Raw genomic sequence first — 22,923 nt, 5'->3', positions numbered from 1 at the left:
TCAATGATGAACGTGCGCGCACCCGCCCGGACCTGGGGTGGGCGAACCCAGGAGGAACGCCGTACCGAACGCCGTCGCCGGCTGATCGGCGCGGCGCTGGCGATCTGGCTCGAAAACGGCTGGGCCGCAGTCACAATGCGCGGCGTCTGCACCGCCGCCGGACTGAACGACCGCTACTTCTACGAACACTTCGCCGACCGCGACGAACTGCTCGCCGCGGTCTGGGACCAGGTCTGTTTCGAGGTCTTCGGCGAGCTCTCGGGTGTGGTGGCCGAACATCTGGACCTACCCCCGTTGGAGATCCTGCACGAGGCCATCGCCCGCGCGGTCGCCCTGCAGGTGGACAGCCCGGCCCGCATCCTCTTCGGTGATCACGCGGGTAGTCGTGTACTGGAGGAACGCCGCAAAACCATGCTCACCGAGGCCACCGATCTGCTCATCGCCACCGGCCGGCCGTACCTGCGGCCCGGTTTCGACGAATCGGATCTGCGCATGGGAACCCTCATGGGCATAGGCGGTTTCGTGGAGCTGCTCACCGCCTGGCGCACCGGTGCCATCGAATCCGATACCGAGCGCATCATCGACCACGTGACCCGCACGGCGAATCTGCTGGGGGCGCGATATCTCGCCCTGCCCGAGTGATCAGGCCAGTGCGCGCAGGGTTCGGGTGGTGAATTCGTCGAGGGGATAGAAGAGTTCGATGGCCAGCTCCGAGAGCGTCACATCGGCGGGTGCGCCGAAGGTCGCCATCACGCTGAACATGGAGAGTTCGCCCGCGGGGGTGCGAATACGGAGTGGTACCTCGAAAGGGCTCGGCGGATAGGCCGCGCCCTCGGGATCGGCCGGAATCGGATATCCGGCAACCTCTTCGAGGAGCGCGCGCAATGCGGGATCACCGGTGGCATTGGCCTGATCGGTGAGTCGCTCCAGGAACAGGTCGTACACCTGCCGGGCATTGGCCGGATGCGCGGACAACCCTTCCGGATGCAATACCAGCCGATACACATTCGGCGATTGCGAAAGATGTTCGGGAATCCCGTTCATGAGCACACCCATGGCGCGATTCCTCGGCACCACATTCCAATGACGGTCCACCACCCCCGCCGGATAGGGGTCATGCGCGCTCAACATGGCCTCGAGCGCCGCCCGCGCCGCGGTCGGCCGGGATCCATCGAAACCGGCTCGGCCATAACCTGTGTGGATCCCGGCCAAAAGCCTGCCGGGATGACGGAGAGCGGCCAGGCTCGGGGTGATTGGTGGTTGGGCGGCTGATACTGGGGGCATGATGGTCGAACGTTCGGTGGGGACCGCGCTTACCCGGCTGGTCGGTCAGGGCGTATTGACCGAAGAGCAGCGCACAGCTGTGCTCGAGGCGGTGGCGCGGGAGAGAAGTGCGCGAGCCTCCGGTGGGCGATGGGTGGCGGAGGTCGCCGCGTATGCGGGGGCGGGGCTGCTGCTCGGCGGGATCGTGCTGTTGCTCGGATCATCCTGGGAAGGGTTGGACAGGGCCGCGCAGGTCACCGCGCTGGCATTGGTCACGGTGGTACTGGTGGCCGGAGGTCTGGCGCTGGCGGGCGGGCCGCGAGCCTTGTTCCCCTGGGCCGGGAGGCAAGCCACTGCCTCAGGCCAAGTGGTGCCTGGTGGCCCCGGTGGAGTCGGTACCGGCGGCCCCGATCCCGGTGGCCTCGGTGGAGCCGTCGCCACTGTTTCCGGCGGAGCCGGGCCTGCTGTTTCCAGCGGGTCCAGTGTCCCCGGCGCGGCGGCGCATACCGTGCCGATGCGGTTGGCGGCGGCGCTGTTCGCGCTCACCTCGATATCGGTGGCGGTGCTGGTCGGCACGAGTGTCGACGACGGCGGTAATGACACCGCCTGGACGTGGGCGGCTACGGCGGGTGCGATTGTGGCGGTGCTGGCGTACGCGGCGCTGCCGTCGCTATTGGGTCTGCTGGCCATCGCCGGATTCGGGAATGCGGCCGTGGCGGCGATTCTCGATCAGGTGTCCGGGAACGGTACGGCGATCGGGCTGGGGATTGTGGTGGTCGGCGCGGTGTGGTTCGCGGCCACTCGATTCGGGTTCGCCGAACCGGCCTGGGCCGGATACGCGGTCGCCATCGTCACGGCGCTGGCGGGTGCGCAGGGCGTGCTGGCCGAGGATCGCATGTGGCCCGGTTATCTGCTCGGTGTGCTGGTGGCGCTGGTCTGCTTCGCGCTGTACCGGCGACAGAATCATCCGGTGCTGGTGATCGGCGGCGGTATCGCGCTGGCCGTCGCCGTGTCGGAGGCGGTGTGGGACTGGACGAATGGCTCCCGCAGCGCCTTCGTCGTGGTGCTCATCGCCGGTGCGATTCTGCTGGTCGTCGGTGCGGCCGTGCTGGTGCGCGGCCGCGACTGACTCCGATGCCCGAAGTCAGAGGTTGTCGATCCGATACACGCGCTGGGCATTGCCGCGGAAGATCTGCTCCAGCGCCTTCTCGTCCGCACCATGTGCGCTGAGCGCGGTCGCGACCGCCTCGGCGGCATTGCCGATACTCGTAATCGGTTTGTCCACCGGGAAATTCGACCCCCAGATCAGGCGATCGGCCCCGAATACGTCGAGGGCATGCTCCAGCAGTGGCGAAATGCGTTCCAGCAGTACGGGTACCGGTGTGGGCTCACCGCGCGGCGGCACCGGAAGTCCGAGGATCGGCATCATCAGCCCGCTCACCTTGGCCACCACATTCGGGTGGGTGGCGAGTGCGCTGAGATCGTCCCGCCACCGGATGAACAGCTCCCGCCGTTGCCCCGGATTGTGGCCGGTCTCCTTGCCCACCGGCCCGAAAATGCCCGCGGGCGTGGCGAGATGGTTCAGCACGATGGTGGCGTCCGGATAGTGCCCGGCCAGCGCGGTGACCTCGGGGAGCTGCTGCGAGTACACCCATGCCTCGAAGCTGAGCCCGCGTTCGGCCAGTGCGCCGAAGCCATCGAGGAAGGCGGGGGAGGTGAGCGCACCGGGAGTCCTGTTGTGCGCGCGCACCTTCGGGTCCGGGTGATATTCGACGCGGGTGCGAATACCCCGGAACAGCGGTGACGCCGCCAGGTGCGCGTCCAATAGTTCGGCGAATCCGGGTGCGGCCGGATCGCCCGCCCCGATGATCGCCCCGAGCGCGGGTGTATCGACCCCGAACGGCAGGCTCGCCACCCATCGCGTCTCACCGACCGGGGCCAGCGGCCCGCGACCGGTCCACTCCACCTCGATATGCACGATCGCCTCGACCGGTACCTCCCCGGCATCGGTGCGATAGTCGGCGGGCAGGTACGGATGGACGAAAGGTTCGGGGTCGCCGACGAATTCGCGATCCCGGCGCGGGGCAAGGCGCTTGGCCCAGTCGATCGGGACGGGGACGGCGCGGAAGAACTTGGCCAATCCGCTGAACTCGCGGGGCGTGGTCAGCGGATCCCACTGATGGATATGCGCATCGACGACTGTCATTCCCGCAAGGTCCATGATGTCCCTTCCGTCCGGGTCGGCTTGATGCGGATTGTTCCACGCCCCGGACGGCGAAACGCCGAATTCGCTCAGGGTGGCCGTCAGAGCCCGAGTCCCACACCGATCGGCTGGCCGACCGCGATCCCCGGCGGCATGGCGAAGATGGCGCTACCGGTGTGCTGAACGACGGTGTTCAGCCGATCGGACCCCGAGAGCAGGCGCTGTGCCTTGACGAACTGCTCGGGCGGATTGTTCATATACGCCGCGAACAGCAGCCCGGCATCGAGCTGGGCATGCCCGCTGTGCGTGTGATCGGGCTCGGTGCCCGCCGGATGAGTGTGCTCGGGAACGGATTCCGCATTCGCCTCGGCCTGGCTCGCGCTCGTCGCCACCAGCGTGCCGTAGTCGTAGCTGTACCCGCGCCGCAGCATGGGAATGCCATGCACCAGTCGCACGTGCGCGTCCGCCGGAATCACCGGCTCGCCATTCGCGGCCCGCGCGTCCAGATCCACCGGATCGGTTTCGGCGGTCCCGTTCAAGGGCGACCCGTCATCGCGCCGCCGCCCGATGATCCGATCCTGCTCCGGCCGCGAAAGCTGATCCCATTCGGCGGTGCTCATCCGGATCTTGCGGAAGACCAGATATGTGCCGCCGTGAAACCACTCGGGCTCCTCGGGCGCGTTCACCCAGACCGCCTCGTCGAACGCGGCGGACCCGATGCGCGGATTTGCGGTACCGTCCTTGTGCCCGAACATATTTCGCGGTGTGCCGCCGTCGACGGGCCTGCTCAGGAAGCCGTGCTGAGTCCAGCGCAGGTTGCCCAGTCCCGGCATGCGGGCACGTAGGGCGCGAAAAGCGTGGCTGACGATCTGCGGGTCGTCGGAGCAGATCTGCGCCATGATGTCGCCGCCGGTCCAGCCGGGGCGCAACTGATCTCCGGTGAACTCGGGCAGGGTGGCCAGGTGCCGGGGTCGCCGATCCGTCAGCCCCGACCACTCGTCGAAGACCGACGGCCCCAGTCCGAAGGTGATGGTGAGCCGGGCCGGATCGAGTCCGGTGGCGAAATCGGTGTGATCGCTGAATCCTGGTGCGCTGTCTGGTTTATCGGGTACGCGATCGCCCGCGGTCAGGGCAACGGCGGTCTCGGTCCACGCGGCCAGCAGATCCCGCAGTACGCCGCGGTCCCGGCGGGCGAGATCGCAGGACAGGAACAATGCGTGCGATTGTGCGGTCGTCGCGATTCCGGCCTGCTGGGCTCCATGGAAATCGACCGTGCGAGAGGTGTTTTCACCCGATGCGGTGACTCGACCGGCCACCGCGCCCGCCGTGGCCGCGCCCGCGGCGACCAATGCCGACCCGAAGAGTCCGCGCCGGGAGACTCGGGGCGATTCGCTCTGATTACTACGATCTGTAGTAGCTCCACTCATGCTCTCGAAGGGTAGCGACTTTCGGGGGCTGGCGCTGAAAACGCTGGTGGCGCAGCGGCTGTCAGGCGATCTCGTAGTCGAAGGCGATGCGATGGGTGCCGTCCGCATCGACATCGAGACTGCCCGCGCCGGTAATGCCCGCCAACTCCCCGGTACCGCTGCCCGGCACGATAATGAAGAACTGCGAGCTGCGATCGGTACCGGTGGTGGTCGCCGAATGCCCGAAGGCGAAGGTGCCCGCCCGGCCGTTGAGCGAGCCCTCGAAGGACTCCATGGCCAGATAGGTCCCGGTCTCGGTGGCCGGATCGAAGGCGGCGGTGAACAGGGTCGCCGCGCGCCCGGCCACCTCACCCTCGAACACCTTCTCCATCAACATGACGCCCACGGGCACGCCGGTGCTGATCGGCGGGTCCGGGACGACCTCGGTGGGTACGAACGACTTCACACTGAAAGTTCCTGTTGCCTGCATGAATTCGAGCCTAAGGGTGGGGTCCGACATGATCTTGGATAAACACGTCAGCGATCCGCGCCTCACACATTGCGCCGATACTGCCCCCCGACGGTGAAGAAGGCGTCGGTCACCTGCTGCAACGTGCACACCCGCGCGGCGTCCATGAGCACCTCGAACACATTCGCGTCGGTACTCGCCGCCTCCGCCAGCCGGGCCAGCGCCGCCGGAGCCTGGTCCCGATGCCGCTCGGTGAACTCGCGCACCCGGTGCAGCTGCGACTGCTTCTCCTGTTCGGTGCCGCGCGCCAACTCCAGCACCGGATGCTCCTGCTCCGCATGCGGATTCCGGAAGGTGTTCACGCCGATGATCGGCAGGCTGCCCTCATGCTTGCGGCGCTCGTACAGCATCGATTCGTCCTGGATGCGCCCGCGCTGATAGCCGGTCTCCATGGCCCCGAGCACCCCGCCGCGTTCGGAGATCCGCTCGAATTCGAGCAGCACCGCCTCCTCCACCAGATCGGTGAGTTCGTCGATGATGAAGCTGCCCTGCAGCGGATTCTCATTCATCGCCAGCCCCCACTCGCGATTGATGATCAGCTGAATCGCCAGCGCGCGGCGCACCGACTCCTCGGTCGGGGTGGTGACGGCCTCGTCATAGGCATTGGTGTGCAGGCTGTTGCAATTGTCGTAGACGGCGATCAGGGCCTGCAGCGTGGTGCGAATATCGTTGAAGTTCATCTCCTGCGCGTGCAGTGAGCGGCCCGAGGTCTGCACGTGGTACTTCAGCTTCTGCGACCGCTCACCGGCTCCGTACCGGTCCCGCATGGCCACCGCCCAGATGCGCCGCGCCACCCGCCCGATCACCGAGTACTCCGCGTCCATGCCATTGGAGAAGAAGAAGGACAGATTCGGCGCGAAATCGTCGATGCGCATTCCGCGCGCCAGATACGACTCCACATAGGTGAAGCCGTTCGAGAGTGTGAAGGCCAGCTGGCTGATGGGGTTCGCCCCGGCCTCGGCGATGTGATAGCCGGAGATGGAGACCGAGTAGAAGTTGCGAACGCTGTTGCGCACGAACCACTCCTGGATATCGGCCATCATGCGCAGGCTGAATTCGGTGGAGAAGATACAGGTGTTCTGACCCTGATCCTCCTTGAGGATGTCGGCCTGTACGGTGCCGCGCACGGTCGAGAGCGTCCGCGCGCGCAGCTCGGCAGCCTCCTCGGCGGTGGGCTCTCGGCCCTCGGCGGCCGAGAACTGTTCCACCGCTTGATCAATCGCGGCATTGAGGTAGAACGCCAGAATGGTGGGCGCGGGGCCGTTGATGGTCATGGAGACCGAGGTGCTCGGCGCGTCCAGATCGAAGCCGTCGTACAGCGCCTTCATATCGTCGAGCGTGGCGATGGAGACACCGGAGGTGCCGACCTTGCCGTAGATATCGGGCCGCTCGGCGGGATCATGCCCGTACAGCGTCACCGAATCGAAGGCGGTCGAAAGCCGTTTGGCCGCAGCGTGTTCGGACAACACCTTGAACCGCCGATTGGTGCGGAACGGATCGCCCTCCCCGGCGAACATGCGCGCCGGATCCTCATTGTCCCGCTTGAACGGGAACACCCCCGCCGTGAACGGGAACCGCCCCGGCAGATTCTCCGACCGCAGAAAACGCAGCAGCTCACCGTGATCGGTGAACCTCGGCAGCGCCACCCGCGGAATCGAACTGCCGGACAGCGTCTCCCGCCGCAACCGCGTGCGCAGTTCCCGATCGCGAATCCGCACCACCTGCTCATCCCCGCGATAGGACTCGGCGACCTCGGGCCATTCGGCCAACAGCGCGGCATTCTCGGGCGAGAGTTCGGTGCGCGCCCGGCGCAGCAGCTCACCGACCTCGGCTGCCCCCGAGGACGATGCATCCGCCGAAGGTGTCAGTTCGGCGAGGACCAGCTCCAGGCGTTGAATGCGTTGTGCCGCAGTGCTTTGCCGTGCCGTCGCGGCGTGATAGTCGCGCACCGTCTCGGCGATCTCGGCCAGATAGCGCACCCGGGCGGGCGGAATGATCTGCGCGAAACGAGTCGAGGCGCGGGTGTCCACGCGCGGCAGCACGCCTGGTTCGAGAGGGAGTCCCTGCTCGCCGAGCAGTCCGCTCAGATGCTGATACAGCGCCGTCACACCGTCATCGTTGAAGGTCGCGGCGCTGGTGCCGAATACCGGCATATCCTCCGGGTCGGCATGGAATGCCTCCCGGTTGCGCACCAGCTGCCGCGACACATCGCGCAACGCGTCTTGCGCGCCGCGCCGCTCGAACTTGTTGACGGCCACCACATCCGCGAAATCCAGCATATCGATCTTCTCCAGCTGGGAGGCCGCGCCGAACTCCGGTGTCATCACATAGAGCGAGACGTCCACATGCTCCGCGATCGCCGCATCGCCCTGTCCGATACCCGGCGTCTCCAGCACGATGAGGTCGTAACCCGCTGCCTTGCAAGCGATCACCATGGCATCGATATTCTGCGGCAATTCCCGTTCGCCGCGGGTGGCGAGCGAGCGGAAGTACACCCGCTCGGAGTCCAGGGCATTCATTCGAATGCGATCACCCAGCAGTGCCCCGCCCCCGCGCCGCCGGGTGGGATCGACCGCGAGCACCGCCACCCGCAGTTTGTCCTGCTGGTCCGTGCGCAGCCGTCGAATGAGTTCGTCTGTGAGAGAAGACTTTCCGGACCCGCCGGTACCGGTGATACCGAGTACGGGCACCCGCCGCGCACTCGCCGCCGCGGTGAGCTCGGCCAGATCCGCCGCGGGCAGCGCATCCTGCTGCAGGCAGGTGATGGTGCGCGCCAGCGCCGTTCGATCCCCGCTGAGCACCGCCTCGATGGCGGCGGGCGAGGTGGACAGATCCCTATCGCATTCCGCGATCAACTGATTGATCATTCCCGGCAGTCCGAGCCGCTGCCCGTCCTCGGGCGAGAAGATGGTCACCCCGGCCGCTCGCAGCCGCGCGATCTCCTCGGGCACGATCACCCCGCCGCCCCCGCCGAAGATCCGCACATGCCCGGCCCCGGCCTCGCGCAGCGCGGCGGCCAGGTATTCGAAGTACTCGATATGCCCGCCCTGATACGAGCTGACCGCGACGCCCTGCACATCCTCGCTGACCGCCGCGTCCACCACCTCGCGGACGGCGCGGTTGTGCCCGAGGTGGATCACCTCGGCCCCCTGCCCCTGCAGGATTCTGCGCATGATGTTGATGGCCGCGTCATGGCCGTCGAACAGCGCCGCCGAGGTCACGAACCGTACCGGGTGCGTCGGAATATGCAGATCGGCCATGGGAATCCTCCACGTCTGAGGCCGTACCGTTGATAATCCAATAGTAGGACGTCAAATCAAATATGAGGTGAGATCCGCCACAGCAACATCTCTGGAAATAGATGGATGTCCAACTATATGGTGACCTAAGACCGCGTGGACCTCCCGCGGAGCCGGGCTCCACCTTGGCGGATACCGGCGGTGACATCGAGACAGGACTGGCATGGTTCGCGAACTCACGCACTTCATCGGCGGGCAGCACGTCGCCGGCGCCTCCGGCAAATTCCGGGACGTCTTCAATCCCAGCACCGGACAGGTGCAGGCGCGCGTACCGCTGGCGAGCAAGGCCGAGGTCGAGGCCGTCATCGCCAATGCGGCGCAGGCGCAGCAGGTGTGGGCCGCGTACAACCCGCAGAAGCGGGCGCGGGTGCTGATGAAGTTCCTGACCCTGGTGCAGGACGAGATGGATTCGCTTGCGGCACTGCTCTCCTCGGAGCACGGCAAGACCATCCCGGACGCCAAGGGCGATATCCAGCGCGGCCTGGAAGTCATCGAATTCGCCGTCGGCATTCCGCACCTGCTCAAGGGTGAGTACACCGAGAGCGCGGGCACCGGCATCGACGTGTACTCCATGCGCCAGCCGCTCGGCGTGGTCGCGGGCATCACCCCGTTCAACTTCCCGGCCATGATCCCGCTGTGGAAGGCCGGACCGGCGCTCGCCTGCGGAAACGCCTTCGTGCTCAAGCCCTCCGAGCGCGATCCGTCCGTGCCGCTGCGCCTGGCCGAACTGTTCCTCGAGGCCGGACTGCCCGCGGGCGTGTTCAACGTGGTCAACGGTGACAAGGAGGCCGTCGACACCCTGCTGCACGATGAGCGCGTCAAGGCCGTGGGCTTCGTCGGCTCGACGCCGATCGCGCAGTACATCTACGAGACCGCCACCGCCAACGGTAAGCGCGCCCAGTGCTTCGGCGGGGCCAAGAACCACGCCATCGTCATGCCCGACGCCGACCTCGACGATGTGGCCGATCAGCTCATCGGCGCGGGCTACGGCTCGGCGGGCGAGCGCTGCATGGCCATCTCCATCGCGGTGCCGGTCGGCGAGGAGACCGCGGATCGCCTGCGCGACAAGCTGATCGAGCGGATCGCCAAGCTCAATGTCGGCCTGTCCGACGATCCGGGCGCGGACTTCGGTCCCCTGGTCGGCCAGGACGGCGTCGACCGCGTCAACGATTACGTGCAGATCGGCGTCGACGAGGGCGCGGAGCTGGTCATCGACGGCCGCGGCCTGGTGGTCGAGGGCGGCGAGGACGGCTTCTTCGCGGGCGCGACGCTGTTCGATCGCGCCACCCCGCAGATGCGCATCTACAAGGAAGAGATCTTCGGTCCCGTGCTCACCATCGTGCGCGCCAAGGATTACGAGGAGGCGCTGCGCCTGCCGAACGAGCACGAATACGGTAACGGCGTAGCCATTTTCACCCGCGACGGTGATACCGCCCGCGACTTCGCGGCGCGCGTCCAGGTCGGCATGGTCGGCATCAATGTGCCGATTCCGGTGCCGATCGCGTACCACACCTTCGGCGGCTGGAAGCGCTCCGGCTTCGGCGATCTCAACCAGCACGGCCCGGATTCGATCCGCTTCTACACCAAGACCAAGACGGTGACCCAGCGCTGGCCAGCGGGAGGAAAGGAGACCCTGTCCTCGGGCCGCTCCGCAAGCTCCGCGGCCAACGCGTTCGTCATCCCGACCATGGACTGACGATGTTCACACTCGACGAGGACGAGAAGGCGATCACCGCGACCGCCCGCTCCTTTGCCGACGAGCTGCTCGCGCCGAACGCGCTGGAATGGGATGAGCACAAGCACTTCCCGATCGACGTACTGCGCAAGGCCGGGCAGCTCGGCCTGGGCGGCATCTACGTGGGCGAGGATGTCGGCGGCTCACAGCTGCGACGCCTGGATGCCGTGCGCATCTTCGAACAGCTCTCCACGGGCTGCCCGGCCATCGCCGCCTATATCTCCATCCACAATATGGCGGCGTGGATGATCGACAGTTACGGCGATGCGGCACAGCGCAATCGGTGGCTGCCGGGGTTGACCTCGATGGATCTGCTGGCCAGCTACGCCCTCACCGAACCCGCCGTCGGCTCCGATGCCGCGGCCTTGAGCACCAAGGCCGTTCGCGACGGTGACGACTATCTGCTCACCGGGGTGAAGCAATTCATCTCCGGTGCGGGCAGCAGTGACGTCTACGTGATCATGGCGCGTACCGGAGACCAAGGCGCACGCGGGATTTCGGCATTCATCGTGCCCGCCGACACCCCCGGACTGTCCTTCGGCGCCAACGAGAAGAAGATGGGCTGGAATGCCCAGCCCACCCGGCAGGTCATTCTCGACAATGCCCGGGTGCCCGCCGCCAATCTGCTCGGCGCGGAGGGCAACGGCTTCCGCATCGCCATGAACGGGCTCAATGGCGGGCGACTCAATATCGCAGCCTGCTCACTCGGCGGTGCGCAGGCCGCCCTGGACCGCACCGTGCAGTACCTGGCCCAGCGCAAAGCCTTCGGATCGCGGCTGCTCGACAACACCGCACTGCAATTCGACCTCGCCGATATGCGCACCTCCCTGGAGGCCGCCCGCACCCTGCTGTGGCGCGCGGCCGCCGCCCTGGACGCGGACGCCCCCGACAAGGTCGAACTCTGCGCCATGGCCAAACGGTTCACCACCGACGCCGGATTCGAGGTGGCGAACAAAGCCCTGCAATTGCACGGCGGCTACGGTTACCTGCACGAATACGGGATCGAGAAGATCGTCCGCGACCTGCGGGTGCATCAGATCCTGGAAGGTACGAACGAGATCATGCGGGTCGTGGTGGCCCGCTCGGTGGTAGGAGCAGCATGAGTGAGAACGTGGCGGAACCCGAGGTGCTCATCGAGCAGCGCGACGGGCTCGGCCTGATCACGCTGAATCGGCCCCGGGCGATCAACGCGCTGAACCACCCCATGGCCCTGGCCATCCTGGAAGCCCTGCGTGCCTGGGCGACCGACGATTCGGTGCGCACCGTACTGCTCACCGGCGCGGGGGAGCGGGGACTGTGCGCGGGCGGGGATATCGTCGCCATCCACACCGATGCCAAGAACGCTGTCGCACAAGGTGATTCGCCATGGACCGCCGCCGATTCGCCGAGCGGGCGGTTCTGGCGGGACGAGTACATGCTGAACGCGCTCATCGGCGACTACCCCAAGCCGTATGTGGCGATCATGGACGGCATCGTCATGGGCGGTGGCGTGGGCCTGTCCGGGCACGCCTCGCATCGCATCGTCACCGAACGCTCCAAGGTCGGTATGCCCGAGACCGGTATCGGCTTCATCCCCGATGTGGGCGGCACCTACCTGCTCTCGCGCGCACCCGGTGAGATCGGCACCCATATCGCGCTCACCACCGCGCGAATGACCGCCGGTGACGCCATCGCCGCCGGATTCGCGGACGCTTTCGTTCCGTCGGAACACATTCCGGCACTGGTGGAGGCGTTGCACACCCTCGACGCGGATGACGCCATCGCCAAATTCGCTCAGCCCGCACCGGTTTCGGAGTTCATCGGCCAGCGCGACTGGATCGACTACTGCTACGGCGCCGACACCGTCGAGGAGATCGTGCACCGGCTGCAGACCGACGGGCGCGCGGAGGCCACCCAGGCCGCCGCCGATGTGCTGTCGAAATCGCCGGTGGCACTGAAGGTCACGCTGCGGTCGCTGCGCACCGCGCGCAAGGCCGCGAGCCTGGAGGAGGTGCTGAACCAGGAGTACCGGGTCTCGGCCGCCTCGCTGAACACCCACGACCTGGTGGAGGGTATCCGCTCCCAGGTCATCGACAAGGACCGCAATCCGCAGTGGCAGCCCGCGACGCTCGCGGAGGTCACCGACGCCGATGTAAACGCCTACTTCGGCGCACTCGGCGATCGCGAATTGGGTTTGGCCACACCGAAGGACGAGCTGTGAGCACTGAGAACGTCAGCAAGAAGGTCGGATTCCTCGGCCTCGGGCATATGGGCGGGCCGATGGCCGCCAACCTGGTGCGGGCCGGGTACGAGGTACTCGCCTTCGATCCCGTGCCCGCCGCGCAGGAGCAGGCCCGGCGGGACGGGGCCACCGTCGTCGCGACACCCGTTGCGGCCGTGGCCGAATCGGAGATCGTGATCACCATGCTGCCCAACGGCCGCATTGTGCTGGACCTCTACAACGAGGTGCTCGCGGCCGCCGAGCCCGGCACCCTCTTCGTCGACTGCTCCACCATCGATGTGGACGATGCCAAGTCGGCGGCGGAACTGGCTGTGGCAGCGGGACATCGGGCCCTGGACGCCCCCGTCTCCGGCGGCGTGGCCGGTGCCGCGGCGGGCACCCTCACCTTCATGGTGGGCGGCGCGGACGACGACTTCGCCGCCGCCCTGCCGCTGCTCGAGATCATGGGCGGCAAGGTCGTGCACTGCGGCGGCGCGGGCGTCGGCCAGGCCGCCAAGGTCTGCAACAACATGATCCTGGGCATCTCCATGATCGGACTCTCCGAGGCCATCGTGCTCGGCGAGAAGCTGGGCCTGACGCACGAGAAGTTCTTCGACGTGGTCTCCACGGCCTCGGGTCAGTCCTGGGCGCTCACCTCGTACTGCCCGGTGCCCGGACCGGTGCCGACCAGCCCGGCCAATAACGACTACCGGCCCGGCTTCGCGACCGCGCTCATGACCAAGGACCTCGGCCTGGCAGCTAATGCCCTGCAGGCCAATGGCATCGACGGCCAGATCGGTTTGCTGGCGGCGGAGATCTACCACCGCTTCAACCAGGACGAAGCGGGCAAGGATTTCTCCGCTATCGTCACCGATATCCGTAAGCGATCTGGAGGAGAACAGGCGTGAGTGACTTCGAGACCATTCTGCTGGAGCGTAAAGGCCGCGTCGCGCTCATCACGCTCAACCGGCCGAAGGCCCTCAACGCGCTGAACTCGCAGGTCCTGGCCGATATCTCGGCCGCCCTCGACGAGCTCGAGAATGACAATGAGATCGGCGCGGTCGTGCTGACCGGCTCCGAGCGGGCCTTCGCGGCGGGCGCGGACATCAAGGAGATGTCCGAGAAGTCCTATATGGAGATGTTCCTCGCCGATCACTTCGCCGGTTGGGACCGACTGGTCGCCTTCCGCAAGCCGATCATCGCCGCGGTCGCCGGGTACGCCCTCGGCGGCGGCTGCGAACTCGCCATGATGTGCGACATCCTGCTCGCCGCCGACACCGCCAAGTTCGGCCAGCCCGAGATCAAGCTCGGCGTCATCCCCGGTATGGGCGGCTCGCAGCGCCTGACCCGCGCCGTCGGCAAGGCCAAGGCCATGGACCTCATCCTCACCGGCCGCAATATGGATGCCGAGGAGGCCGAGCGCGCGGGCCTGGTCTCGCGCATCGTCCCGGCGGCCGATCTGGTCGCGACCGCGCTCGAGGTAGCCGAGACCATCGGCGCCATGTCGCTGCCCTCGGTCATGATCGCCAAGGAAGCGGTCGACCGCGCCTTCGAAACCACCCTCACCGAGGGCCTGCGCTTCGAACGCCGCGTCTTCCACTCGCTCTTCGCCACCGAGGATCAGAAGGAAGGTATGGCGGCCTTCGTCGAGAAGCGGCCCGCCAACTTCGGCAACAAGTAGTCAAGGGGGTTCGGGGTTCGGCCCCGAACCCGTCAATGCCTGGGTGGCCCAACCACTTCCACGGTCGGTGGCTTACCGTCGGTGTGCTCGCCCTCGTGGTTCATGGCGAGCGCGCCCGCGATGGTTCCGCCGAGCGTGGCGGTGACGGCGATGGCCGCGACCAGCTTTCGACGCGAGGGCGTGTCCTCACCGCGCAGGGTGGGGACCGGATTGAAGCGCACGCTGCGCACTCGGCGGGCGGAGGGGCGCTCCGCGGCGAGCAGTACCGCACCCCGGGTCGAGACGAATTCGGGCTCCGGATCGTAGATCAACGGAAGATCGAGCTGCTGTTCCAGCTCATCGCGAATGCTCTTGTTGCGGGTGCAACCACCCAGTAGAGCCATACCGCAGGGGTGCACACCGGTCTCGTCGATCATCTGCCGGACGAATGACACCGAATGATGGACACCGGCGGAGACCAGATCGGCGAAATCACTGCGGGTGATGACCGCGCGATGCCCGTCGATCGGATCGCATACCGTAATGACGCGCTCGGTGGCCAGGGCTTCCTTATGACGGCGGCTGGTGGGTAGGTCCACATTCACGCCGCCGCGCACCAGCAGCCAGCGAAGCAGTGCGTCATGCCCGTCACCGCCGAGCACCGTACTGCGCTTACTGGCCAGGATCGCATCGGTGCGACAGTCGATCTGGGTCAGCGTCAAACCGGATGCGCCCAGGTCATATAGCAGAATCGAGCCCGTCGAGGGCAGTCTGCCGGTGAAGCGTAGGTACCGGAGCTGGGCCACCTGCTCGTCGATCACCGTCAGGCGATTGCGGCCCGCGGTGGTGCGAATGGCATCGGCATGCGCCGGGCAGCGGCAGGTGACGGCGATACCGGTAATGAACTCGTCGCGCTGATCGGCGGATCCGCGCATGAGCCGGATGGCCTCGAAGACCCCCTCCTCGATACCGCCGCCGGTGCGGCGCGGCACCCTGCAACGATCGATCGGGGGCAGATGCGGCTGGTCGGAATGGGTCAGCATGGCACGCGCACCGGCCGCGCCAGCTGACACCCCGAGGACCAGCACCATGGCCTCAATGGTGAACCTTTTATCAGCCGATTCCAAGACTATGACGCAGGAAATTGGCTGACCGGATGCTGGATGGTTACTGCGGACCCCACCGGGTCGGCGAGCCACCACTGTCGAAGTCCCCTGCGGTCTGCCGGAATTCCGCCAGCAATTGCAGCAGCAGCTGTAAACGCTCCGGTTCGAGACCCGGGTTGGCGAAGACCTGCCGGTTCAAGCCGGTGGTGGCCTTGGCCACCAATTCTCTTCCGGCATCGGTGATTTCGATCAAGGTCGCACGCCGGTCACTCGGATGCGGCACCCGCTTCACCAACTCCGCCGCCTCCAGCCGATCCACCGTATTGGTGACACTCGTCGGATGCACCTGCAAACGCGCACTGGCCACCGCCATGGGTAGCGCGCCCGTTTTGCTGAAGCTCAGCAGCATCAGTAGCTCGTACCGGGAAAACGTCAGCCCCGAGGGCTTGAGCGCCTCATCCACCCGGGCCATCACGATTTGCTGGGCCCGCACCAGAGAGGTAACTGCGGCCATCCCATCGGCCACCTCGCCCCAGCCGTGTTCGGTCCACTGGCGGTGCGCCTCCTCGATCGGATCGAGCGGCAGGGGACGTGGCCGGGACATGCCCACGATCATCGCATGAGAAGCACTCGTATTCCGCCGCACCGGACCCTATTTCGGTGTCGTAGTCTTTGCGCTACAAGGAGGCAGTACGTGACCAACCCGCTCGGCCCGAAGTTCGACCCGACACCAGCACCTCGGGGCCCGTACAGTGTGCCGTTCCCAGAATTCGCTCCGCGCAAGCGCAATCGGCAGCCGCTGCTACTAGGACTCGTCATCGCCGTGATCGCCGCCGGTGTCGCGGGCCTACTCCTGTGGCCGCAGAACGCCGGGGGCGACTCCACGCCCGTCGACGAATTCGCGCCCACCGCCGCCGACCACGACCCCTCCACCCGCATCAACGGCGTCGTCCGCAAGGACTACCCGGCGGGTGTGCACGTCGCGGGCAATCAGCGGGTCGCCTACACCCAGACCCCGCCCTTCGGCGGCGCGCACGACGGCTCCTGGCTGCCCTGCACCGGCGTGAACTTCGCCGTTGCCATCCGCAATGAGAACGCGGTGCACGCGCTCGAACACGGTGCGGTGTGGATCGCCTACAATCCGGCCACGCTGGACGCCGACGGGCAGGCCGTGCTCAAGGGTCAGGTCATCGCCAAGCCGTACATGCTCATGTCGCCGTATCCGGGCCTGGACACCCCGATCTCGCTGCAGTCCTGGGGACATCAGCTCAAGCTCAGCGATCCCCGCGATCCGCGTATCGCACAGTTCATCACCGCGCTGCGAGTGAACCAGTACACCTATCCGGAGCCGGGTGCGAGCTGCTCCAACCCGACGATCGACAGCAACAACCCACCGCTGTTCGATCCCAATCCGCCGGGACCGGACGCCTATTCGGAAGCCGGGGTCGCTCCGCCGCCGCCCCCGCCTGCCCCGGAGCCCGCGCCCGAACCACCGCCCGGCCCGGAGCCCGCGCCCGAACCCTGATTGAAATCAGCGTGATTCGAACCCTGGCCCGGAAGCGTCCCGCCCGACATCATTGATTCCGATGCGGGTGTGACCGAGTGGCCAGGTAGCGGTCTGCAAAGCCGTATACGCGGGTTCGACTCCCGCCGCTCGCTCCAAACAGGCAGTCCCCCATGGATTTTCATGGGGGACTGTTCTCATTGTGGCGACGTCAGACCCGAGAAGTCGTGCAGCACGGTGTGATTGCGATCGGCGGTGGTGCCCAGGGTGTACTCCGGGAACAACCCGGAGAATTCGCTGCGGGTGCGAGTGCTCCAGCGGCGCGCGTTCGCGGTGCGGGTCTTGTGGAAGTTGAGGGTGTAGCCGCCTTCGTAGATCCGCAGCAGGGAGTAACCGCCCGGGTATTCCTTGGCCGCGGCGACCTCCAGGAACTCGACCGAAAGCGGCAGGTCCGGGTGGGTCCGGCGATTTCGGTGGGTATGTCCGGAGTGATGCAGGAAGACACCCGATGCCGACTGATAGAGGGATTGCAGTTCGGCCGAATCGGCGGCATTGAGGACGAAGCCGGGCCCCGCGAGATTGGACCAGCCGGATTCGGCGGTAACCGGGTGATGGCTGAAGACCAGGGTGGGGCGCTCCGGATCGGCTCGCAGCACCTCGCGCAGGTGATCGAACTGCGGGCGCTCGATGGTGCCGCCGGAGCCGTCCAGTTCGGTCGTGTCCAGCGAGAGTAGTCGTAGCTCACCCACCTCGAACTCGGCCAATTGCTGTCGCGGGGAGAAGGATTCGCCCCAGCAGTCGAAGTGATCGAGGTATGGCTCGCAGCTCGAGTAGTCCTCGCCCAGGTGTGGCCGGTCATGATTCCCCCTGCACGCGAACCAATCCCGGCCCGCCTCGCCCCAGGTCGTGAGGTGGCCGTGTACGCCACGGACCTGATCGGGAGTTGCCTCGGCGGTTATATCGCCCGCGATCACCAAATGGTCGGCGGCGCGATCCGGGAGACGCAAGTCATCCAGGACCGCGGTCAGCATGACCTCGGGATACGGTGGGAGACCGGGCTCCTGGCGCAGGCCGGGCGGTAGGCCCGCTGTGATGAGACCGCTGATCTCCTCGCCGAAGTGCACATCATTGGCGAGCGCGATGGTGCGCAGCAGGCGACCGGGCGGCGGCACCGGGGTGGTGAACTCGCCGGTCGCCTCCGGCGTATTCGGTAGTCGCGTAGCGATATTCAGAGCCGGTGCGGCCGGAACACCGAGGGACCGCGCCTGGAATCGATAGCGCCGCCCGGGCTCCAGGCCGGTGACCTCCGCGTAGTGGAAGGCGGTCGGCTCGGTCTCCGCGAACACCTGGCGCAGCGCACCATCCGCCGGACCCAGCCACACCTCGCCGTCGGTCTCGACCGGCACCGGAGCGCCGCTGCCGTCGGGCCCCAGAGTCGTCCAGGTCAGCACCGCCGAACTCGCGGTGATGGTGACCACCTCGAGATCGGTCACCAGCACCGAACCCGGTTGTGCGCGAACCGAACCCGGTCGGGCCAGCGGTAGCAAGGCGGCCGCCGCGAACGCGCCCAGCATCCGCCTGCGGCTCGGCCCACAGCAGGTCATGGTCGAATTACCTGCCGTCGGTCGAACACACTCGCCAGGTGCCCTCCTCCTTGCGGAGGTGCTCGGTCGCGGTGGTGGTTTTGTCGTCCGATCCCGGAACGGTCAGCGCGCCCACCATTTTCGCGGTGGCGCGATCGCCGGTGACGGTTACCTGATCGATGCTGACAATGCGGATATCCATCCGCCCCTGCTCGGCCGCGGCCTGCTGCGCGGCCGGGAGCGCGTCGTACTCGGCGCGGTCCGCGGCGCAGGCCTTGGTGACCGCGACGCCCGGACCCTTGGCCGAGAGCGTGCCGTAGAAATCGCGAATCGCGGAGTCGATGCGCTGACTGTCGCCGGGGGAATCCTTGCCGGACAGCGAGACCGCCGTCGCGATACCGCCGCCTACCACGATGACGGCCGCCGCGATCACTCCGATGAGTAGTGGTTTGCGTCCACCCCCGCGAAATTTGCCAGAGGGTTGCTGAACGTCCGTTGCGGGACTGTACGGTTGTCCGCCGGGCGGCAGGGTCATCGAGTTCCTTCGATCGGTCCACCACTGAATGTCCGCAGACTACGGCAAATCGGTTGCGATTCGGTGGGGTGCCGGATCTGTCCGCCCCGTGAGACGGTAGGTTGGTTAGCCAAACCTCAGGAATGAGGATTGGCATGTCGAAAGGACGGTCATGGCAGCGGCTCGATGGAAACTGGTGTCCGGCGCGATCGCCGCGATCACCCTGCTGGCAGCGACGGGATGCTCCGCTTCGTCCAAGGACGACAACGAGATCCTGGTCTACAACGCCCAGCACGAATCGCTGACCAAGGAGTGGGCCGAGGCCTTCACCAAGGAGACCGGCATCAAGGTCACCATGCGGCAGGGCGGTGACACCGATCTGGGCAACCAGCTCGTCGCCGAGGGCAAGAACTCGCCCGCCGATGTCTTCCTCACCGAGAACTCCCCGGCCATGGCGCTGGTCGAGAACGCCGGACTCTTCGCCGACGTGAACGCCGACACCCTCGCCCAGGTGCCCGAGCAGTTCCGCCCGTCCACCGGCAAGTGGACCGGAATCGCCGCCCGCTCAACCGTTTTCGTCTACAACACCGGCAAGCTCCAGGGCGACCAGCTGCCCAAGTCGCTGCTGGATCTGCAGCAGCCGCAGTGGAAGGGCCGCTGGAGCGCGGGCGTCTCCGGCGCCGACTTCCAGGCCATCGTGGCCGCCCTGCTCGCGCTCAAAGGTGAGGACGTCACCAAGGCGTGGCTCGAGGGCATGAAGGACAACGCCATCGCCTCGCAGAACAATGTGACGACCATGAAGGGCGTCAACTCCGGCCAGTTCGACGGCGGCGTGATCTACCACTACTACTGGTACCGCGATCAGGCCAACACCAAGGAGAGCAGCAACAACACCAAGCTCTACTACTTCAAGAACCAGGATCCGGGCGCCTTCGTCTCCATTTCCGGTGGCGGCGTACTGAAGTCGAGCAAGAAGCAGGAGAACGCGCAGCGGTTCCTCGCCTTCATCGCCTCGCAGAAGGGCCAGGAGGTGCTGCGCGACGGCGACTCGATGGAGTACCCGGTCTCGGCCACCGTCGCCGCCAACCCGGCACTCCCGCCGCTGGCGAGCCTGGACGCGCCCAAGGTCGATCCGAGCAAGCTGGATGCCAAGAAGGTCACCCAGCTCATGACCGAGGCGGGTCTGCTCTAAATCATGGCTGTCCGGACCGCTGTCGCCTCCCGGGCCACCCGGCCCGGGCTGCTCGTCACGATAATCGCGCTACTGCTGGTGGCCGCGACCTTCGTGCCGCTGGGCTATATCGTGTCCACGCTCCTCAGCACCGGATTCCATGAGACCGCACAGCTGGTCTTCCGGCCCCGGGTCGGCGAATTACTGCGCAACACAGTGAGTTTGGTGGTCATCACGGTCCCGGTCTGCCTGGTGCTCGGCATCGGACTGGCCTGGATCGTGGAGCGCACCGATGTACCCGGCACCGCCTGGTGGGGCCCGATATTCGCCGCGCCCCTGGCGGTTCCGGCCTTCGTCAACAGTTACGGCTGGGTGAGCGCCTTCCCGTCGCTGAACGGATTGTGGGCGGGCGTACTCATCGCCACCGTCTCCTACTTCCCGTTGGTCTACCTGCCCGCCGCCGCCACCCTGCGCCGCCTGGATCCGGCGGTGGAGGAGTCCGCGCGAGCGCTGGGCTCCGGGCCGATCGCGGTCTTCGTGCGAATCGTGCTGCCGCAGTTGCGCTTGGCGATCCTCGGCGGCGGACTGCTGATCTCACTGCATCTGCTCGCCGAGTACGGCGCCTTCGCCATGATCCGGTTCTCCACCTTCACCACCGCCATCTTCGAGCAGTACCAGTCCAGCTTCGCCGGAGCCGCGGGCAGCACCCTCGCGGGCGTACTGGTGGTGCTGTGCCTGGTGCTGTTGGCCGGTGAGGCCGCCGCCCGCGGTAATGCCCGCTACGCCCGCATCGGCAGCGGCGTACCGCGTGCCGCGATCCGGGTTCGGCTGGGCATCAACAAGATTCCGGTCTTCCTCCTGCTGGCCGCCGCCCTGGTCGCCGCGCTCGGGGTACCGCTGTGGACCATCATCCGCTGGCTGCGTATCGGCGGATCGAAGGTCTGGGTGATGGACGATATCGGCGAATCCCTCGGCCAGACCATCGGATTGGCCGCCACCGCCGCCGTCGTCACCACGCTCTGCGCCTTCCCGGTCGCCTGGATCGCGGTGCGCTCCACCTCACGCTTCGCCCGAATCATCGAGGGCGCCAACTACATCACCAGCTCCCTGCCCGGCATTGTGATCGCGCTGGCCCTGGTGACGGTGAGTATTCGCTGGCTGCCCGCGCTCTACCAGACGGCCGCGACGGTGCTGGCCGCGTACACACTGATGTTCCTGCCGCGTGCCCTGGTCGGTGTGCGCGCCGGGCTCGCCCAGGTGCCGATCGGACTGGAAGAGGTATCGCAGGCGCTCGGGAAATCCCGGCCGGTCACCTTCCTGCTCGTCACACTGCGGCTCACCGCACCCGCCGCGGCCTCGGCGGCGGCCATGGTCTTCGTTGCCGTGGCCACCGAACTGACCGCCACCCTGCTGTTGGCTCCCAATGGAACTCGCACCCTGGCCATGCGGTTCTGGTCGCTCTCGGGCGAACTGGACTACGCGGCGGCCGCACCCTATGCGCTGATCATGATCATCGCGGCGGTGCCGGTCACGTATCTGCTGTTCACTCAATCCAGGAAGGCGGCCGGGCTATGAGTCGTCTTGTCGTCGAGAACGTTTCCAAGACCTTCGGGTCGACCCGGGTGCTGGACGGTATCCGGCTCGAGGTGCCCGATGGCAGCTCCACCGCGGTCGTCGGCTCCTCCGGCTGCGGTAAGACCACGCTGCTGCGGGTCATCGCCGGATTCGAGAACCCGGACGCCGGGTCGGTCACCGTCGGATCGGAAGTGGTTACCCGGGAAGGGTTCTCGCTGCCGCCGCACCGCCGCAAGATCGGCTATGTGGCGCAGGACGGTGCGCTCTTCCCGCACCTCACCGTCGGCCAGAACATCGCCTACGGCCTGGATGGCGGATTGGGCGGCCGCCGACGGCATCGGCAGCAGGTGCGCGAACTGCTCGAAATGGTCTCGCTCGGAGCGGATTACGCGGAACGGCGGCCACATCAGCTCTCCGGCGGACAGCAGCAGCGGGTGGCCTTGGCCCGAGCCATGGCCCGCAAGCCCGATCTCATGCTGCTCGACGAACCATTCAGCGCCCTCGATACCGGATTGCGCGCCGCGACCCGGCAGGCCGTCGCCGATACCCTGCGCGCGGCGGGTATGACCAGCATTCTGGTCACGCACGATCAGGAGGAGGCGCTGTCCTTCGCCGATCAGGTCGCGGTCATGTGCACGGGCCGATTCACCCAGGTCGGCACGCCCGAACAGGTTTACGCGGCACCCGCGGATCTGTTCACCGCCGGATTCCTCGGCGATACCGTCCTGCTGGACGCGACCCTGCGCGCCGATGCCGCCGAAACGGCCCTGGGCCGGATTCCGGTGCAGGCCGATGCCCCGGCCGGTGCGGCCACCGTCATGATGCGGCCGGAACAGCTTGTCGCCCATGTGGTTTCCCAGGGCGCTCCAGGCTGCGCGACCGTGCGCGGCGTCGAATTCCGAGGCGCGGATGTCATGCTCACCCTGGACCTGGACGGGCGGACCGAACCCATTCAGGTGCGCCGCGTGAGCGTGGCGGCGCCGACGGTGGGGGATCGGGTCGAGCTCGAAGTACTCGGTGCCGCAGTGGCATTCACCTCCGAACAGTGCTCGGCGGCGGCCGGGACGGCCAACGGCGCCTCCCGCGCGATCACCGCTCGGGATGCCCTGGCCGTCTGAGTCGTATGACCACCGCGGCGGCGTGAATGTGCCAGCGCCGCCGTGCGCTCGGCGTGC

General features: G+C 66.8%; 20 protein-coding genes and 1 tRNA gene. 12 read left to right on the top strand and 9 right to left on the bottom strand.

Annotated features, from left to right (window positions below; genetic code table 11):
* Window positions 1-6 precede the first annotated feature (6 nt).
* Window positions 7-642, top strand: a complete 636-nt coding sequence (locus OHB26_RS05360) for a TetR/AcrR family transcriptional regulator (protein ID WP_330185503.1) — start codon at window positions 7-9, stop codon at window positions 640-642.
* Here the strand turns inward: OHB26_RS05360 and OHB26_RS05355 are convergent, their stop codons facing one another.
* Window positions 643-1,284: an MmyB family transcriptional regulator gene (locus OHB26_RS05355; protein WP_330183122.1), complete on the bottom strand. Its 642-nt coding sequence runs from the start codon at window positions 1,282-1,284 to the stop codon at window positions 643-645.
* Between OHB26_RS05355 and OHB26_RS05350 the strand changes: the two genes are divergently transcribed.
* Window positions 1,283-2,392 carry a DUF2157 domain-containing protein gene (locus OHB26_RS05350; protein ID WP_330183121.1) on the top strand — a complete coding sequence of 370 codons (1,110 nt, stop codon included), beginning with the start codon at window positions 1,283-1,285 and terminating at the stop codon, window positions 2,390-2,392. The genes OHB26_RS05355 and OHB26_RS05350 overlap by 2 nt on opposite strands.
* A 15-nt stretch (window positions 2,393-2,407) precedes the next feature.
* On the opposite strand, the gene OHB26_RS05345 is transcribed toward OHB26_RS05350, so the two are convergent.
* The 4 genes from OHB26_RS05345 to icmF form a co-directional block, all read right to left on the bottom strand.
* Entirely contained in the window at window positions 2,408-3,469 is a 1,062-nt protein-coding gene (locus tag OHB26_RS05345) for an amidohydrolase family protein (protein WP_330183120.1), read from the bottom strand.
* Between the two features lie 98 nt (window positions 3,470-3,567).
* Window positions 3,568-4,893, bottom strand: a complete 1,326-nt coding sequence (locus OHB26_RS05340; protein ID WP_330183119.1) for a Dyp-type peroxidase — start codon at window positions 4,891-4,893, stop codon at window positions 3,568-3,570.
* A gap of 61 nt (window positions 4,894-4,954) precedes the next feature.
* Window positions 4,955-5,362 carry a DUF3224 domain-containing protein gene (locus OHB26_RS05335; RefSeq protein ID WP_330183118.1) on the bottom strand — a complete coding sequence of 136 codons (408 nt, stop codon included), beginning with the start codon at window positions 5,360-5,362 and terminating at the stop codon, window positions 4,955-4,957.
* Window positions 5,363-5,424: 62 nt separating this feature from the next.
* A complete protein-coding gene (gene icmF, locus OHB26_RS05330) occupies window positions 5,425-8,661 on the bottom strand; it encodes a fused isobutyryl-CoA mutase/GTPase IcmF (RefSeq protein WP_330183117.1) in 3,237 nt (1,078 codons plus the stop codon).
* Between the two features lie 202 nt (window positions 8,662-8,863).
* Between icmF and OHB26_RS05325 the strand changes: the two genes are divergently transcribed.
* The 5 genes from OHB26_RS05325 to OHB26_RS05305 are packed head-to-tail and all read left to right on the top strand — an operon-like array spanning window position 8,864 to window position 14,316.
* Window positions 8,864-10,396 carry a CoA-acylating methylmalonate-semialdehyde dehydrogenase gene (locus OHB26_RS05325; RefSeq protein ID WP_330183116.1) on the top strand — a complete coding sequence of 511 codons (1,533 nt, stop codon included), beginning with the start codon at window positions 8,864-8,866 and terminating at the stop codon, window positions 10,394-10,396.
* Window positions 10,397-10,398: 2 nt separating this feature from the next.
* Window positions 10,399-11,538, top strand: a complete 1,140-nt coding sequence (locus tag OHB26_RS05320; RefSeq protein ID WP_330183115.1) for an acyl-CoA dehydrogenase family protein — start codon at window positions 10,399-10,401, stop codon at window positions 11,536-11,538.
* Complete coding sequence (locus OHB26_RS05315) at window positions 11,535-12,635, top strand: enoyl-CoA hydratase/isomerase family protein (protein ID WP_330183114.1); 1,101 nt, start codon at window positions 11,535-11,537, stop codon at window positions 12,633-12,635. Before OHB26_RS05320 ends, OHB26_RS05315 begins: the two co-directional genes overlap by 4 nt.
* Window positions 12,602-13,543: a 3-hydroxyisobutyrate dehydrogenase gene (mmsB, locus tag OHB26_RS05310; protein ID WP_330185502.1), complete on the top strand. Its 942-nt coding sequence runs from the start codon at window positions 12,602-12,604 to the stop codon at window positions 13,541-13,543. Before OHB26_RS05315 ends, mmsB begins: the two co-directional genes overlap by 34 nt.
* Window positions 13,540-14,316, top strand: a complete 777-nt coding sequence (locus OHB26_RS05305; RefSeq protein WP_330183113.1) for an enoyl-CoA hydratase — start codon at window positions 13,540-13,542, stop codon at window positions 14,314-14,316. Before mmsB ends, OHB26_RS05305 begins: the two co-directional genes overlap by 4 nt.
* A 32-nt stretch (window positions 14,317-14,348) precedes the next feature.
* Here OHB26_RS05305 and OHB26_RS05300 read toward each other — a convergent pair whose 3' ends face one another.
* Window positions 14,349-15,386, bottom strand: a complete 1,038-nt coding sequence (locus OHB26_RS05300; RefSeq protein WP_330183112.1) for a hypothetical protein — start codon at window positions 15,384-15,386, stop codon at window positions 14,349-14,351.
* Between the two features lie 76 nt (window positions 15,387-15,462).
* Entirely contained in the window at window positions 15,463-16,005 is a 543-nt protein-coding gene (locus OHB26_RS05295; RefSeq protein ID WP_330183111.1) for a MarR family winged helix-turn-helix transcriptional regulator, read from the bottom strand.
* Window positions 16,006-16,095: 90 nt separating this feature from the next.
* Between OHB26_RS05295 and OHB26_RS05290 the strand changes: the two genes are divergently transcribed.
* Together OHB26_RS05290 and OHB26_RS05285 are read left to right on the top strand one after the other, a co-directional pair.
* The gene (locus OHB26_RS05290; RefSeq protein WP_330183110.1) at window positions 16,096-16,926 is read left to right on the top strand and encodes a DUF3105 domain-containing protein; all 831 of its coding nucleotides are present in this window, start codon (window positions 16,096-16,098) and stop codon (window positions 16,924-16,926) included.
* A gap of 63 nt (window positions 16,927-16,989) precedes the next feature.
* Window positions 16,990-17,063: transfer RNA gene (locus tag OHB26_RS05285), tRNA-Cys, on the top strand.
* A gap of 39 nt (window positions 17,064-17,102) precedes the next feature.
* Here the strand turns inward: OHB26_RS05285 and OHB26_RS05280 are convergent.
* Both OHB26_RS05280 and OHB26_RS05275 read right to left on the bottom strand, forming a co-directional pair.
* Window positions 17,103-18,509 (bottom strand): metallophosphoesterase family protein, encoded by a 1,407-nt coding sequence (locus OHB26_RS05280; RefSeq protein WP_330183109.1) that lies wholly within the window; start codon window positions 18,507-18,509, stop codon window positions 17,103-17,105.
* Window positions 18,510-18,516: 7 nt separating this feature from the next.
* Window positions 18,517-19,023, bottom strand: coding sequence for an Rv0361 family membrane protein (locus OHB26_RS05275; protein ID WP_330183108.1), 507 nt, complete (start codon window positions 19,021-19,023; stop codon window positions 18,517-18,519).
* Between the two features lie 151 nt (window positions 19,024-19,174).
* On the opposite strand from OHB26_RS05275, the gene OHB26_RS05270 reads away from it, so the two are divergent.
* Genes OHB26_RS05270 through OHB26_RS05260 form a run of 3 tightly spaced genes read left to right on the top strand, consistent with a single transcriptional unit; the run spans window position 19,175 to window position 22,866 of the window.
* Complete coding sequence (locus OHB26_RS05270) at window positions 19,175-20,194, top strand: iron ABC transporter substrate-binding protein (protein ID WP_330183107.1); 1,020 nt, start codon at window positions 19,175-19,177, stop codon at window positions 20,192-20,194.
* 3 nt (window positions 20,195-20,197) lie between these two features.
* On the top strand, window positions 20,198-21,748 hold the full coding sequence (locus OHB26_RS05265; protein ID WP_330183106.1) for an ABC transporter permease: 1,551 nt from the start codon (window positions 20,198-20,200) through the stop codon (window positions 21,746-21,748).
* A complete protein-coding gene (locus OHB26_RS05260; RefSeq protein WP_330183105.1) occupies window positions 21,745-22,866 on the top strand; it encodes an ABC transporter ATP-binding protein in 1,122 nt (373 codons plus the stop codon). The genes OHB26_RS05265 and OHB26_RS05260 overlap by 4 nt, the downstream gene beginning before the upstream one ends.
* Window positions 22,867-22,923 lie beyond the last annotated feature (57 nt).

The sequence above is a fragment of the Nocardia sp. NBC_01503 genome (genome assembly GCF_036327755.1).
In the GTDB taxonomy this organism is placed as follows: domain Bacteria; phylum Actinomycetota; class Actinomycetes; order Mycobacteriales; family Mycobacteriaceae; genus Nocardia.
Note: the sequence above shows the minus strand (reverse complement) of the source record. Positions and strands in the feature narration are given on the sequence as shown.